The organism is Phycicoccus sp. Root563, from assembly GCF_001427915.1.
Lineage (GTDB): Bacteria > Actinomycetota > Actinomycetes > Actinomycetales > Dermatophilaceae > Pedococcus.
This window is the reverse complement of sequence record NZ_LMGM01000001.1, coordinates 1,800,208-1,813,778: the sequence shown is the minus strand read 5'-3', so window position 1 is coordinate 1,813,778 and position 13,571 is coordinate 1,800,208. Positions and strand designations below refer to the sequence as shown.

The 13,571-nt window shown below is 71.6% G+C and carries 12 protein-coding genes and 1 pseudogene; 10 read left to right on the top strand and 3 right to left on the bottom strand.

Annotated features, from left to right (window positions below):
- Nucleotides 1-87 precede the first annotated feature (87 nt).
- Entirely contained in the window at nt 88-1,428 is a 1,341-nt protein-coding gene (locus ASD62_RS08620) for a 6-phospho-beta-glucosidase (RefSeq protein ID WP_056915606.1), read from the bottom strand.
- Nucleotides 1,425-2,228 (bottom strand): DeoR/GlpR family DNA-binding transcription regulator, encoded by an 804-nt coding sequence (locus ASD62_RS08615; RefSeq protein ID WP_056915605.1) that lies wholly within the window; start codon nt 2,226-2,228, stop codon nt 1,425-1,427. The genes ASD62_RS08620 and ASD62_RS08615 overlap by 4 nt, the downstream gene beginning before the upstream one ends.
- Nucleotides 2,229-2,402: 174 nt before the next feature.
- Between ASD62_RS08615 and ASD62_RS08610 the strand changes: the two genes are divergently transcribed.
- The 5 genes from ASD62_RS08610 (at nt 2,403) to ASD62_RS08590 (ending at nt 9,500) form a co-directional block, all read left to right on the top strand.
- On the top strand, nt 2,403-3,548 hold the full coding sequence (locus ASD62_RS08610; RefSeq protein ID WP_056917261.1) for a carbohydrate kinase family protein: 1,146 nt from the start codon (nt 2,403-2,405) through the stop codon (nt 3,546-3,548).
- A 71-nt stretch (nt 3,549-3,619) separates the two neighbouring features.
- A complete protein-coding gene (locus ASD62_RS08605) occupies nt 3,620-4,978 on the top strand; it encodes an extracellular solute-binding protein (RefSeq protein ID WP_056915604.1) in 1,359 nt (452 codons plus the stop codon).
- A gap of 2 nt (nt 4,979-4,980) precedes the next feature.
- Complete coding sequence (locus ASD62_RS08600; protein WP_235530668.1) at nt 4,981-5,868, top strand: carbohydrate ABC transporter permease; 888 nt, start codon at nt 4,981-4,983, stop codon at nt 5,866-5,868.
- Nucleotides 5,865-6,692: a carbohydrate ABC transporter permease gene (locus ASD62_RS08595; protein WP_056915602.1), complete on the top strand. Its 828-nt coding sequence runs from the start codon at nt 5,865-5,867 to the stop codon at nt 6,690-6,692. The genes ASD62_RS08600 and ASD62_RS08595 overlap by 4 nt, the downstream gene beginning before the upstream one ends.
- Before the next feature lie 30 nt (nt 6,693-6,722).
- On the top strand, nt 6,723-9,500 hold the full coding sequence (locus ASD62_RS08590; protein WP_056915601.1) for a sugar-binding protein: 2,778 nt from the start codon (nt 6,723-6,725) through the stop codon (nt 9,498-9,500).
- 101 nt (nt 9,501-9,601) lie between these two features.
- On the opposite strand, the gene ASD62_RS08585 is transcribed toward ASD62_RS08590, so the two are convergent.
- Nucleotides 9,602-10,135 (bottom strand): YceI family protein, encoded by a 534-nt coding sequence (locus ASD62_RS08585; RefSeq protein WP_056915600.1) that lies wholly within the window; start codon nt 10,133-10,135, stop codon nt 9,602-9,604.
- Nucleotides 10,136-10,255: 120 nt separating this feature from the next.
- On the opposite strand from ASD62_RS08585, the gene ASD62_RS08580 reads away from it, so the two are divergent.
- The 5 genes and pseudogenes from ASD62_RS08580 to ASD62_RS20655 all read left to right on the top strand — a co-directional run.
- The gene (locus ASD62_RS08580; protein ID WP_056917260.1) at nt 10,256-10,750 is read left to right on the top strand and encodes a MarR family winged helix-turn-helix transcriptional regulator; all 495 of its coding nucleotides are present in this window, start codon (nt 10,256-10,258) and stop codon (nt 10,748-10,750) included.
- Between the two features lie 92 nt (nt 10,751-10,842).
- On the top strand, nt 10,843-12,177 hold the full coding sequence (gene hemL / locus ASD62_RS08575; RefSeq protein WP_056917259.1) for a glutamate-1-semialdehyde 2,1-aminomutase: 1,335 nt from the start codon (nt 10,843-10,845) through the stop codon (nt 12,175-12,177).
- A complete protein-coding gene (locus ASD62_RS08570; RefSeq protein WP_056915599.1) occupies nt 12,174-12,821 on the top strand; it encodes a histidine phosphatase family protein in 648 nt (215 codons plus the stop codon). Before hemL ends, ASD62_RS08570 begins: the two co-directional genes overlap by 4 nt.
- Nucleotides 12,818-13,426, top strand: a complete 609-nt coding sequence (locus ASD62_RS08565) for a TlpA disulfide reductase family protein (RefSeq protein ID WP_056915598.1) — start codon at nt 12,818-12,820, stop codon at nt 13,424-13,426. The genes ASD62_RS08570 and ASD62_RS08565 overlap by 4 nt, the downstream gene beginning before the upstream one ends.
- A gap of 11 nt (nt 13,427-13,437) precedes the next feature.
- Nucleotides 13,438-13,571: pseudogene (locus ASD62_RS20655) on the top strand (cytochrome c biogenesis protein CcdA); the annotation flags it as partial.

Below are 13,571 nucleotides of genomic sequence, written 5' to 3'. Positions count from 1 at the left end.
GCGACGTCAGGGCGTCGCCACCGCTTCAAACTCGCGGGGTGGGGGAGGCGGGGCGGAGGCCGGGGGAGGTCGCGCGTGGGTGAGCGGTCAGCGGGTGAAGACCGCGTCGACGGCGGGGATCCGCGCGCGGTAGCCGCGCAGGAGCTCGCGGGCGACGGTCACCGAGTCGACCAGCGGGTGCAGGGCGAACGCCTCCACGGCCTGGCGCTCGTCGCCGGTGGCCGACGCGGAGATGGTGAGGCGCTCCACCCCCTTGACCTGCAGCACCAGCCCGAGCTGGTGCGGTGTCAGGGGGCTGACCGGCAGCGGCCGCGGCCCGTCGGAGTCGACCGTGCACGGCACCTCGACCACCGCGTCCTCGGGCACCCCGGGGACGGCTCCGCGGTTGCGGACGTTGAGGATCAGCGAGGCGGGCTCACCGCGGGAGATCGCCGCCATGATCGCGAGGGCGACGCCTTCGTAGCCACCCCCCTGGACGTCGTGCTCGTCCCGCTCCTCGCCCTCGTCCCTGGCCTCCTTCATGTAGGTGGCGTTGCGCTCCATGCGGACGCGGTCCCACTCGCCGAGGGCGTCGGGGGGTGAGGCGGCCATCGACGCGTAGAAGCCACGCTGCTGGTCCAGGAGGTACTCGCCGCGGGTCTGGTCCGCGGCCCGGATCGAGGCCACCGCGTCACGGTTGAAGTAGTAGTAGTAGAGGTACTCGTTCGGTATGGCGCCCAGGGTGCGGATCCAGTCGAGGCCGAAGAGCTGACCCTCCTCCATCGAGCCGAGCAGCCGGTCGTCGGCGAGGAGCCGGGGCAGGACGTCCTCGCCACCGGAGTGCACGCCGCGCAGCCAGCCGAGGTGGTTGAGCCCTACGTAGTCGACGCTCGTCGTGAGCGGGTCGAGCCCGAGGGTCGCGGCCGCCCGCCGGCCGAGGCCGATGGGGGAGTCGCAGATGCCGACGACCCGGTCCCCGAGGACCTGCTGCATCGCCTCGGTGATCATGCCGGCGGGGTTGGTGAAGTTGATGACCCAGGCGTCCGGGGCGACCGCGCGAACGCGTTCGGCGACGTGCCGCGCGACCGGGAGGGTGCGCAGCCCGAACGACAGCCCGCCGGGCCCGGTCGTCTCCTGCCCGAGCAGGCCGAGCTCGAGGGCGACGCGCTCGTCCTGGGTGCGCCCCTCGAGCCCGCCGACGCGGATGGCCGAGAAGACGAAGTCGGCGCCCTCCAGGGCCTCGTCGAGATCGGTCGTCGTAAGCACCGACGGCGGGTCCTCGTGTGCGGCGCCCATCTGGGTCAGGACGCGGCCGATCGCCTCGAGCCGTGACTCGTCGACGTCGTGCAGGCGGACCTCGTCGACCCGCTGCTCGTGGTGGTCGGTGAGCAGGGCCCCGTAGACCAACGGCGTCCGGAACCCCCCGCCACCCAGGATCGCGAGCCTCATACGACGTGGACCTCCGTGCCTGCCGCGCGAGCGGCGTCGAGGGTGGGGCCGTGGGCCCCGGTGGTGGTGATGACGGCATCGAACTCGTCGAGTCCGCAGACCCGCAGCGCTCCGGTGCCGGGGAACTTGTGGCGGTCGACGAGCAGCACCGACCGCTGCGAGGTCGCGAGCAGGGTCCGCTTGACCGGCACCTCGACGAGGGTGGTGTCGAGCACCGTGCCGTCGGTGGCGACCCCGCTCGCACCGAGGAAGGCGCAGGTGGCCCGCACCTGGCGCAGGGCATCCTCGGTGAGGGTGCCGACGAGCGAGTGGTAGGTCCGGCGGACGATCCCGCCGAGCAGGACCAGCTCGACCGCAGGGTCGTCGCGCAGCACGTCGAGCACCGCGAGGCTGGCGGTCACGACGGTGACGGGGCGGCCGCGCAGCTCGCGGGCCAGCATCATCGTCGTCGTGCCGATGTCCAGGATCACGCAGTCGCCGTCGGCGACCATCGCCGCGGCCCGGACCGCCACGGCCCGCTTGTCGTCGGCGTCGCTCGCGGCCACCTCGGCGAACCCGCGCACCGCGTCGGCGTCGGTCTCCGGCGAGTCGCCGGTCCCGACCCCGGCGCCCCGGCCGTCCGTCGTGTCGAGCACCGCCCCGCCGTGGACCCGGCGCAGCGCACCCGCCGTCTCGAGCTCGATGAGGTCGCGGCGGACCGTGGCCAGGCTGACGTCGCAGAGCGCGGCCAGCTCCTCGGTGGAGGCAAGGCCGTGGGAGTGCAGCCGCTCGACGATCGAGCGTTGCCGGGTGACCCGCATGGAGGCAACATAACAATCACTTCCGCGCAGCGATATGCACAACGCTGAAGAATTGTGATCGTTCTTGCTTGTCTAGGCCGGACCAACAGGGCATTCTGGCCAGCAGGCCCACCGACGAACAGGAGCCCGCAGGTGCCCGACCAGGTGCCCCACCCGCCGTCCGACGCGCCCCCCGTGTCCGACGACACGGCGGCCGCGCACGAGGAGCAGGTCTACGACCCCCTCGCTGCCCTGCGCACCCCCGGGACCCCCGAGCTCGACGTCCTCATCTGGGGCACGGTCTTCCTCGACATCATCTTCACCGGGCTCGACGCCCTCCCCGAGGACGGCCAGGAGGTGTGGGCCGACGGTATGGGGTCGTGCCCCGGCGGGATCGCCAACCTCGCCGTCGCCGCGCGTCGCCTCGGCCTGCGCACCTCCCTGGCCGCCGCCTTCGGCGACGACGCCTACGGGGACTTCTGCTGGGAGACCCTGGCCGACAACGAGCACGTCGACCTGAGCCGGTCGCAGCGCTTCGAGGGCTGGCACTCGCCGGTCACCGTCTCCATGGCGGTCAACCGCGACCGCGGGATGGTCAGCCACGGGCACGCCCCGCCCCTCGGCCCCGCCGAGCTCATCGGGACACCGCCGCCCACCCGGGCCGTCATGGTCGAGCTGTCCGAGCAGCGTCCGCTCATCGCCGCGTCCGAGCCCACCTGGGTGCAGCAGGCGCAGTCGGCCGGCTCGCTCGTCTTCGCCGACGTGGGCTGGGACCCCACCGGGCGCTGGTCGGGCGAGGTCCTCGACCAGCTCGCGGTCTGCCACGGCTTCCTGCCCAACGCCGGCGAGGCGATGGCCTACACCCGGACCAGCACCCCGCACGAGGCGCTCTACGCCCTCGCCGACCACGTGCCGCTTGCTGTCGTCACGAACGGCGAGTCCGGCGCGCTCGCGATCGACTCGGCCACCGGCGAGGAGGCCGTCGTCCCGGCCCTGCGCGTCCCGGCGATGGACCCGACCGGGGCAGGCGACGTGTTCGGCGCCTCGATCGTCCTGGGCACCCTCGCGGGCTGGCCGCTGCAGCAACGCTTGGCGTTCGCCGCTCTCTGCTCCTCGTTGTCGGTGCAGCAGTTCGGCGGCAGCCTGGCCGCCCCCGGCTGGGGTGACATCGCGGACTGGTGGACCCAGCGACGGGCGTCGGGCGACGCCAGCTCCTACCACCAGTCGCTGCTGCGCCGGTACGGCTTCCTCGACGACCTCGTCCCCACCATCCCGCTCGGCGCAGGTCGCCGCGCCACCGCCACGATCGCCCGCCACGTCGACGTCGAGGGCTACCCGTGAGCCGCCCGACCCCCGCACCGCACACCTCCAGCACCGCCGGCCCTGCGCCATACCCATCAAGGAGAACGCCCATGAGGAACCGCCCTACGATCCTGCTGGCCACCGCCGGCCTCGTCGGTGCCGCCGCGCTCGCCGCCTGCACGCCGGGCTCCAACGCCGACACCTCGGGCACCACCCCCACGGGCCAGGTCTCGACCGACGCCTCGAAGCTCGGTGACGTGACCCTGACCGTCTGGGACCAGGAGGTCCGCGGCGGCCAGGCGGCGCAGATCGAAGAGCTCAACAAGGAGTTCCAGGCGAAGTACCCGAACATCAAGCTCAAGCGGGTCACGCGCTCCTTCGACGACCTCAAGACCACGCTCAAGCTGGCGCTGTCGGGCAACACCCCGCCCGACGTCTTCGAGGCCAACAACGGTCGCCCGGACATGGGGTCGTTCGTCCAGGCCGGCCAGCTGCTGGCGCTCGACAAGTACTCCACCGCCTACGGGTGGGACAAGCGCTACCCGGAGTCGGTGCGCAAGTACTCGTCGTACACCCAGGACGGCAAGACCTTCGGCTCGGGCAACCTGTACGGACTCCCGCAGGTCGGCGAGGTCGTCGGCATCTACGCCAACACCGACATCCTCAAGAAGGCCGGCGTCAACGAGGTCCCCACGACGTGGTCCGACTTCGAGTCGAGCCTCGGCGCCATCAAGTCGGCCGGCGAGCAGCCGCTCGTCCTCGGCAACCTCGACAAGTGGCCGGCCATCCACGTCTTCGGCACGGTCCAGGCCCAGAACGCCGAGCCGGACGCGATCCGCACCCTCGGCTTCGGCCAGAAGGGTGGCACGTGGAAGACCCCGGAGAACGCGAAGGCGGCGCAGACGCTCGTCGACTGGGTCGACAAGGGCTACTTCGCCAAGGACGTCAACGGCCTGGGCTACGACCCGGCGTGGCAGGCGTTCTCCAAGGGCAAGGGCGCCTACCTCATCGCGGGCACCTGGCTGCAGGCCGACCTCGGCAAGGCCATGGGCGACAAGGTGACCTTCACCCTCCCGCCGGCTGCCTCGGGCACCCCGGTCGCGACCGGTGGCACGGGCCTGCCCTGGGCGGTCTCCAGCAAGTCCAAGCACCCTGACGCCGCAGCGGCCTACATCGACTTCATCACGAGCAAGGACGCCATGGGCGTGCTCGCGAAGAACGACAACCTGCCCATCGCCGACACCGCCGACCAGACCGCCGGCGACGCGCTCGGCAAGGACGTGTTCGCGGCCTTCGGCACCGCGGTGAAGGACGACTCGCTCGTGCCCTACCTCGACTACGCGACGCCGACGATGGCCGACACCCTCGGCGCCTCGTTGCAGGACCTGCTCGCGAAGAAGGCGACGCCGGACAAGTTCCTCGACACCGTCGAGAAGGACTACAGCGGGTTCGTCTCCTCGAACGGCTGAGGGTGGCCACCCCCTCCGGTCCGCCGGGTGAGCCGCGCAGGATCGCGTGGCTCTACCTGCTGCCCGCCTTCCTCGTCTACGCCGCGTTCCTGCTCTACCCCCTCGGGCGCGCGGTCCAGATCTCGTTCTACGACTGGAACGGCAACACCCTGGCCACGTGGGCGGGGCTGTCCAACTACGCGGCCGTCGTCACCGACCCGGCCCTGCGGGCGTCGTTCGGGCACGCGCTGGTCCTCATGCTGTTCTACGCGGTGCTGCCCACCGTCATCGGCCTCGGTCTCGCGGCGATCCTCAACCGCGCCAAGGTCCGTGGGCTCGCCTTCTTCCGCACGGTGGTCTTCCTGCCGCAGGTCGTGGCGATGGTCGTCATCGCCGTGGCCTGGCGCCGGATGTACGCCCCCGACGGCACGGTCAACGACCTGCTGGGTGCCATCGGCCTGGACTCCCTGACCCGCGGCTGGCTCGGCGACTACACCGCGGCCCTGCCCGCGGTCGGGTTCATCGGCACGTGGTTCGAGATCGGCCTCGTGACGGTCCTGCTCCTCGCCGGTATGGGGCGCATCCCCGGCGAGCTGTACGAGGCCGCGCGCCTCGACGGCGCCGGCCCGTTCCGCGAGTTCTTCGCCGTGACGCTGCCGTCGGTGCGTGGTGAGATCTCGGTCGCGTTGACGCTGACCGTGATCGCGGCCCTGCGGACGTTCGACCTCGTCTACGTCACCACCCGCGGTGGGCCGGGGACGAGCACGTCTGTGCCGTCCTTCGAGGTCTACAACCGGGCGTTCCAGCAGGGTCGGGTCGGCTCCGCCGCCGCCATCGCCGTCGTGCTGACGCTGATCATCTTCGCGATCTCGTTCGGCATCACCCGCATCGCCGAGAGGGACGACCGGTGAGGGTCTCGCGCGCCGAACGCACCGGCAACTACGTCATCCTCATCGCCTTCGCGGTCTTCGCGCTGACGCCGATCCTGACGGTCCTGGGTGCCGCCCTCGGCCCCGACGACGCCGCCGGGGGCGTGACGTCCGGGGGAGTGCTCGGACTGCACCCGGGCAACTTCGGGCAGGCCTGGGACATCGGCCACTTCGGCAGCTACCTGCGCACCAGCCTGCTCGTCTCCACGACCGTCGTGGTCGTCAGCCTCGTGCTGTCGATCCTGGCCGGGTATGCGTTGGGCACCATGCGTTTTCGCGGCGCGACGGTGGTGTTCTACCTCTTCCTGCTGGGCATCATGATGCCCAGCGAGGCCGTCCTCGTCCCCCTGTACTACGACCTGCGGGCACTCGGTCTGACCGACACCGTCTGGGCCGTCGTGCTGCCACAGGTGGCGCAGTCGGTGGCCTTCGGGACGTTCTGGATGCGGGCCTACTTCCGCAGCTCGAGCCGGGCCCTGGTCGAGGCCGCGCGCCTCGACGGCGCCTCCACGTGGCGGATCCTGTGGCAGGTGCTCGTCCCGCTGGCGCGGCCCGCCGTCGTCACCCTCACGGTGCTGGTCTTCATGTGGACCTGGAACGAGTTCCTCATCCCGCTGGTCATGGTCACCTCGGAGAACCTGCGCACCGCCCCGCTCGGGCTCGCGTTCTTCCAGGGCCAGTACACGCAGGGCTTCACGCTCCTCGCGGCGGGCGCGTGCATCGTCGCGACCCCGGTCGTCCTGCTCTACGTCTTCCTCCAGCGCCACTTCATCGCCGGGATGCTCGAGGGGGCAGTCCGGGAGTAACAGACCGCAACCCGACCCAGGAGGTCAACGATGATCGCAGGGAATCGCCCACTGGCCAGAGCGGCAGCGGCGTCAGCCGCAGCCCTCGCCGCCGCAGCAGCACTCGGACTCGCAGGATCCGGTCCGGCGCAGGCGTCGCCGCACGACCGCGGCGGACCCAGGCCACCGGACCGCACCACCTCGGCCGGGTCACCGGTCGACCTGGGGGCGCTGTTCATCGGGGCCCACCCCGACGACGAGGCGGGACAGCTCTCGGCGTACGGCGAGTGGAAGGAGAAGTACGGCCTGCGGACGGGCGTCATCACCGTCACCCGCGGCGAGGGCGGCGGCAACGCGGTCGGCCCGGAGGAGGGCCCGGCCCTCGGTCTCCTGCGCGAGAAGGAGGAGCGCGCGGCGGTCGGCAAGGCCGGCATCACCGACGTCTTCAACCTCGACAAGGTCGACTTCTACTACACGGTCTCGGCCCCGCTGACCCAGCAGATCTGGGACCACGAGCAGACGCTGGGCAAGGTCGTGCGCATCATCCGCCAGACCCGTCCCGAGATCCTGTCGACGATGAACCCGGCCCCGTCGCCGGGCAACCACGGCAACCACCAGGAGGCGGGGCGCCTGGCCATCGAGGCCTTCACCGCAGCGGCCGACCCCACGCGCTTCCCGGAGCAGCTCAGCAAGGAGGGGCTGAAGACCTGGGCGCCCTTGCGCCTGCTGGTCCGTGGCTCTGCCGCGACCGCCCCGAACGGTGCCGCCTGCGCCACCGGGTTCACCCTCAAGGACACGACGCAGAACGTGTACGGCGTGTGGTCCGGTGAGCGCGCGAAGTCGGGGAAGACGTGGGCCGCCATCGAACGTGACGCCCAACGGCTCTACGCCTCGCAGGGCTGGGCGACCTTCCCCGACGTGTCGAGCGACCCGAACGCCCTGGGCTGCGACTACTTCCAGCAGGTCGACTCCCGCGTGCCGTTCCCCGCGCCCGGCTCCGCAGCCGCGGGTCGGCCGTCCGCGTCCCTCGACGGGGCGGTGACGCACGCCGCGGGCACGGTGCCGCTGGGAACGCGGATGCGGGTGGCCACGACGAGGTTCGGCGTCCTCGCCGGAGCGCCGTTCACGGCGACGGTCGAGGTGACCGCTCCGGCCAAGGGCCTGCACGACGCCCGGCTGGTGCCGTCCGTGCCGTCCGGCTGGACGGTCGCCGGGAGCGGGGCGATCGGCACGCTCAAGGCCGGTCGCACGGTGACGAAGACCTTCACGGTGACCCCGGCAGCCGGTGCCGCCGTGGGAGACCGCGCCCGCGTTGCCGCGACGCTGCGCTCCGACGAGGGCAGCGGCTACTCCGACCGCCCGGTGCAGGTGGTTGCTCCGGTCGCAGGCACCCAGCAGCTGCTCCCGCAGGTCGCCGACTTCGAGAGGTGGACCGGTGCTGCTGCCGGACAGCCGCAGCTGAGCGGCACGGTGAGCCCGGTGCTCACCCTCGCCTCCGGTGGTTCGCGCCAGGTGCGCGTCGACCTGCGAAACAACTCCGCGTCGGCCCAGTCCGGCACGGTGGCGCTCGCCCTCCCGGCCGGGTTCACGGCGTCGCCGGGCACGGCGGCATACGGGCCGGTCGCGGCGGGAGGGACAGGTTCGGTGACGTTCACGGTCACCAACTCCGATCCCTCGCTGAAGACCTCGAACCAGGGCGGCACCCCGGCTGCGCCTGCGGGTGACTACGCCTACACGATCCGGACGACGTCGTCGGCCGGGTCGAGCACGGCGTCCGCCGCGCTCGAGCTGGTGCCACGGACGACGATCGCGCAGGCGCCGACCGCGCCGTCGGTCGACGGCGTCGACACGGCAGGGGAGTACCCCGGTGCCGCGATCGACATCTCCCGGCTCTGGGAGGGGACGGCCTGCGACTCGGCGGCCGACTGCTCGGCGACGGCGAAGCTGGCGTGGCGCGACGACACCCTCTACGTGCTGGTCGACGTCACCGACGACACCCTCGGCACGAAGCTCGACGCCGCCGACTGCAAGCGGCACTGGCGCACCGACTCCGTCGAGCTGGCCATCGACCCGAGGGGCACGTCGGAGAACACCTCGACGACGTTCAAGGCGGCGATCCTCCCGGTGACCGCGGAGGGTGGTCCCTGCTACGAGCGGGACGCCGACAACCACCAGGGTCCTGGTGCCCAGACGGCACCGGGCATGAAGGTGGCCTCGAAGGTCCGGTCCGGCGGGTACACCGTCGAGACCTCGATCCCGATGTCGCTGCTGCCGGGAGCGGTCGACCCGGAGCACCTGGGGCTCAACCTGTTCGTCTACGACTCGGACACGCAGGACCTGACGGGCCAGACGCGGATCGGCTGGTCGACGTGGGGCGGGGTGCAGGGTGACCCCTACCGCTGGGGCCAGGCGACGGTTGCGGGCTACACGCCGCCGGCCGGTCGTCCGACCACGGCACCCGAGCCGGTCATCCCGCTCAGTGCGCTGTCCTCGCTCGACTCCCCGCAGAGCCTGCGTCAGGCGGTGGCCATCGACGTCCCACTGGCCGGGGGAGCGGCGAGCACGCGGGCGGCCAGTGGCTGGGTCGACAAGGCACGGCTGCGGGGCGACACCGCCCTGGTGCGGATGAGGGCGAACTCCGCCGGGTCGGCGCACGTCCACGTGGTCGACTCGTCCGGGACCGTCGGCAGCCGCACGGTGCAGGTGGCGGCAGGCAGGCACGAGTACGGCGTCGTGCTGGACCGGGCGCCCGAGGGCTCGGTGACGGTGTACGTCGGGTGGCAGGACGCCGCCGGCGGCACCCTGGCCTCCAAGGCGGCCGTCCGTTGAGGTGAGGCCGGCCGGCGGTCAGGACCGCCGGTGGGTGCGCGGAAGGGGCCGGTTCCTCGCGGAACCGGCCCCTTCTCGTGCGTCAGGTGTGCGTGTCGGGCTCAGGCAGCCTTGACGAGCTGGATGTCCAGGTTGATCTTGATCTTCTCGGAGACGAGGACGCCGCCACCCTCGAGGGCGACGTTCCACTCGAGGCCGAAGTCCTTGCGGTTGATCTCGGTGGTGGCCTCGAAGCCGGCCTTCTGGTTGCCCCACGGGTCGGTGGCCAGGCCGTTGAACTCGAGGTCGAACTCGACGGGCTTGGTGACGCCCTTGATGGTCAGGTCGCCCTTGAGGGTGTCGTCGCTGACCTCGGTGGAGGTGAAGGTCATGGTCGGGTTGTTCTCGACGTCGAAGAAGTCGCCGGACTTGATGTGGGCGTCGCGGTCGGCGGAGCCGGTGTCGACGGAGGCGAGCTGGACGGTCGCGTTGATCGTGGAGGCGGTGACGTCCTCGGGGACCGTCGCGGTCGCCTCGAACTCGTTGAACTTGCCGCGGACCTTGGTGACCATGAGGTGGCGGGCGGTGAAGCCGAGCTCGCTGTGCGAGGCGTCGACGTTCCAGGTTCCGGCGGAAAGGTCCTTGATGCTGGCCATGGGGTGTATCTCCTGTGTTGAGGGGGTCTCCGCGGGACTTTCCCGCGGGGTCACTGTGTTGAACATAGCAGAACTGATTTATATTTCAACGATACCGAAGAGATGGAATACTTGACCACCATGAGCACCGCAGTGACCGCGCCACCGCGCTGGCTGACCCCTGAGCAGCAGGAGGCCTGGCGCGCCTACCTGCGTGGCAGCCGCCTCCTCGAGGCCGCCCTCGACCGTGACCTGCAGTCCCACGGCGTCCAGCTGTCCGAGTACGAGATCATCTCGATGCTGTCCGAGTCGCCGGGGCGCCGCCTGCGGATGTCCGGCCTGGCCGACCTCGTCGTGCAGTCCCGCAGCCGCCTCACGCACACCGCTGCTCGGCTCGAGAAGCGTGGCTGGGTGCGCCGTGAGTCCTGTCTGGAGGACCGCCGCGGTGTCGAGCTCGTGCTCACCGAGCGTGGGCTCGCGGCCGTCGAGGAGATGGCGCAGGTCCACATCGAGAGCGTGCGCCGCAACATCGTCGACACCATGACGCCCGAGCAGTTCGCCACGCTCGGGGTGGCCATGGCTGCGATGCGCGACGCGATCCTGGCCGGCGGGCTGCCGTCCTGCAGCGAGGTCTGACCCACCCACCCTCCTCCCCGGGTGTGACCCTGCGCACGCCCCCAGCCACACCCGTCCGTCCGTCCTCAGGAACGGCTGTGACAATGGGTGGCATGACGGCACACCCCTTCGACGCCCCGGCTTCGCAGGCCCTCCTCGAACGCGCGCTCGCGGTCACCCCCGGTGGCGTGAACTCCCCGGTCCGGGCCTTCCGCGCCGTCGGCGGAACGCCCCGGTTCATGGCCTCCGGCTCCGGCCCGTACCTCACCGACGTGGACGGTCGCGAGTACGTCGACCTGGTCTGCTCGTGGGGTCCGATGATCCTCGGCCACGGTCACCCGGCCGTCGTCGACGCCGTCAGCACCGCTGTCTCGCAAGGGTTCTCGTTCGGCACCCCCAGCGAGAACGAGGTCGCGCTGGGCGAGGAGATCGTCGCCCGGGTCGAGCCCGTCGAGCAGGTCCGCCTGGTCTCCAGCGGCACCGAGGCGACGATGAGCGCCATCCGTCTCGCCCGGGGCTACACGGGCCGCTCCCTCGTCGTGAAGTTCGCCGGCTGCTACCACGGCCACGTCGACTCCCTCCTCGCCCAAGCGGGCTCGGGTGTCGCGACGTTCGCCCTCCCGGACTCCGCGGGGGTGCCCAAGGAGATGGCGGCCGAGACGATCGTCCTGCCGTTCAACGACCTGGCGGCGGTCGAGGAGGCGTTCGCCGCCCGTGGCTCCGAGATCGCCGCGGTCATCACCGAGGCCTCCCCCGGCAACATGGGAGTCGTCCCGCCCGCACCCGGCTTCACCGACGGGCTGCGCCGGATCACCGCCGCGCACGGCGCCCTGCTCATCTCCGACGAGGTGATGACGGGCTTCCGCTGCTCGGCTGCCGGCTGGTACGGGCTCGAGGGCCCGTATGCCGCCGGGGCGCCGGACCTGTTCACGTTCGGCAAGGTCATGGGAGGCGGCTTCCCCGCGGCAGCCTTCGGCGGCCGGGCCGACGTGATGGCCCTCCTCGCACCGGTCGGCCCGGTCTACCAGGCCGGGACGCTGTCGGGGAACCCCGTCGCCACCGCGGCCGGACGCGCGACGCTGCAGCAGTGCACCCCCGAGCTCTACACCCGGCTCGACGAGGTCGCCGACGCGATCACCGGCGCCCTCGACACCGAGCTCGGCAGGGCCGGCGTGCCGCACACGATCCAGCGCGCCGGGAGCATGTTCAGCGTCTTCTTCCGGGACGGCGCCGTGACGAACTACGACCAGGCCCGGGCCCAGCACGTGCCGGCGTTCGCGGCGTTCTTCCACTCGATGCTCAGCCAGGGCGTGTACCTGCCGCCGAGCGCGTTCGAGTCGTGGTTCGTCAGCGGCGCGCACGACGACGCCGCGGTGGATCGCATCGTCTCGGCGCTGCCCGCTGCGGCGTCGGCGGCCGCCGAGTCGTTTGCGACAATCGACTCATGAGCCCTGCCCCCCGCACCGTGGTGCACCTGCTGCGCCACGGCGAGGTGCACAACCCCGACGGCGTGCTCTACGGGCGGCTCGACGGCTACCACCTGTCCGAGCTCGGCCGGGAGATGGCACAGGCCGCCGCCCGCCACCTCGAGGACCACGACATCACCCACGTCGTCGCCTCGTCGCTGACCCGGGCCCAGGAGACGGCCACGCCGATCGCGACGTCGCACGACCTGCCCATCACCACGGACGACCGCGTCATCGAGGCGGGCAACTCCTTCGAGGGGGAGCACGTCGCCGGGATGCGGGCCTCGGCCTTCGCCCACCCGCGCTACTGGGGGCGGTTGACCAACCCCTTCAAGCCGTCGTGGGGCGAGCCCTACGCCGAGATCGCGACCCGCATGGTCGAGGCGATCGCGGACGCCCGCGAGCAGGCCCGCGGTCACGAGGCGGTGCTGGTGTCCCACCAGCTGCCGATCTGGACCGCCCGCAACCAGCTCGCGGGGCGCCACCTCTGGCACGACCCCCGCAAGCGGGAGTGCCGCCTCGCCTCCCTGACCACGCTCACCTACGTCGGCGACGAGCTCGAGGCCATCGCGTACTGCGAGCCCGCTGCCGCCCTGCTCGTCCGCTCCCACGGGGGAACCGGATGAGCCACCGCACCTCCCGTATGGCGCGCGCCTCGGCGACGCTCGCCATACCGGTCCTCGCACTGTCGCTCGCGGCGTGCTCGCAGGACCCGAACTCCATCGCGGCCCAGGCCAAGTCGGGCAACCGTCAGGGCTACATCTCCGGCGACGGCACGGTCGAGGCCATCCCCGTCGCCCAGCGCAACAAGCCCGTCGTGCTGTCCGGGAAGACGCTGGACGACCAGTCGTGGTCGGTGGCCGCCCAGGCAGGCAAGGTCGTCGTGCTCAACGTCTGGGCCTCCTGGTGCCCGCCGTGCGAGAAGGAGGCGCCCGAGCTCAAGGACGCCGCCGAGAAGGTCGCGGCTGCGAGCAAGCCGGTGGTGTTCATGGGGATCAACACCCGGGACAACCCCGACTCGGGCAGGGCGACCGCCAAGCGCCAGGGCATCCCGTACCCGTCCCTGGACGACCAGGACGGCCGGATGATCCTCGCGCTGCAGGGGAAGGCCCCGACGCCGCCGGTCACGCTCGTCCTCGACCCCACCGGCCGCATTGCGGCCCGGGTCGTCGGTGAGGTGACGTCCTCGACGCTCACCGGGCTCGTCGACGACGTGCTGGCCGAGAAGTAGGTCGACCACCCTTGACTGCTGATGTCGCGGACACGGTGACCTCCGGCGCCCTCCCGGTCGCCGTCGTCGTCGCCCTGCTCGCCGGGATGGTGTCGTTCGCCTCACCCTGCGTGCTGCCGCTCGTGCCCGGATTCCTGGGGTACGT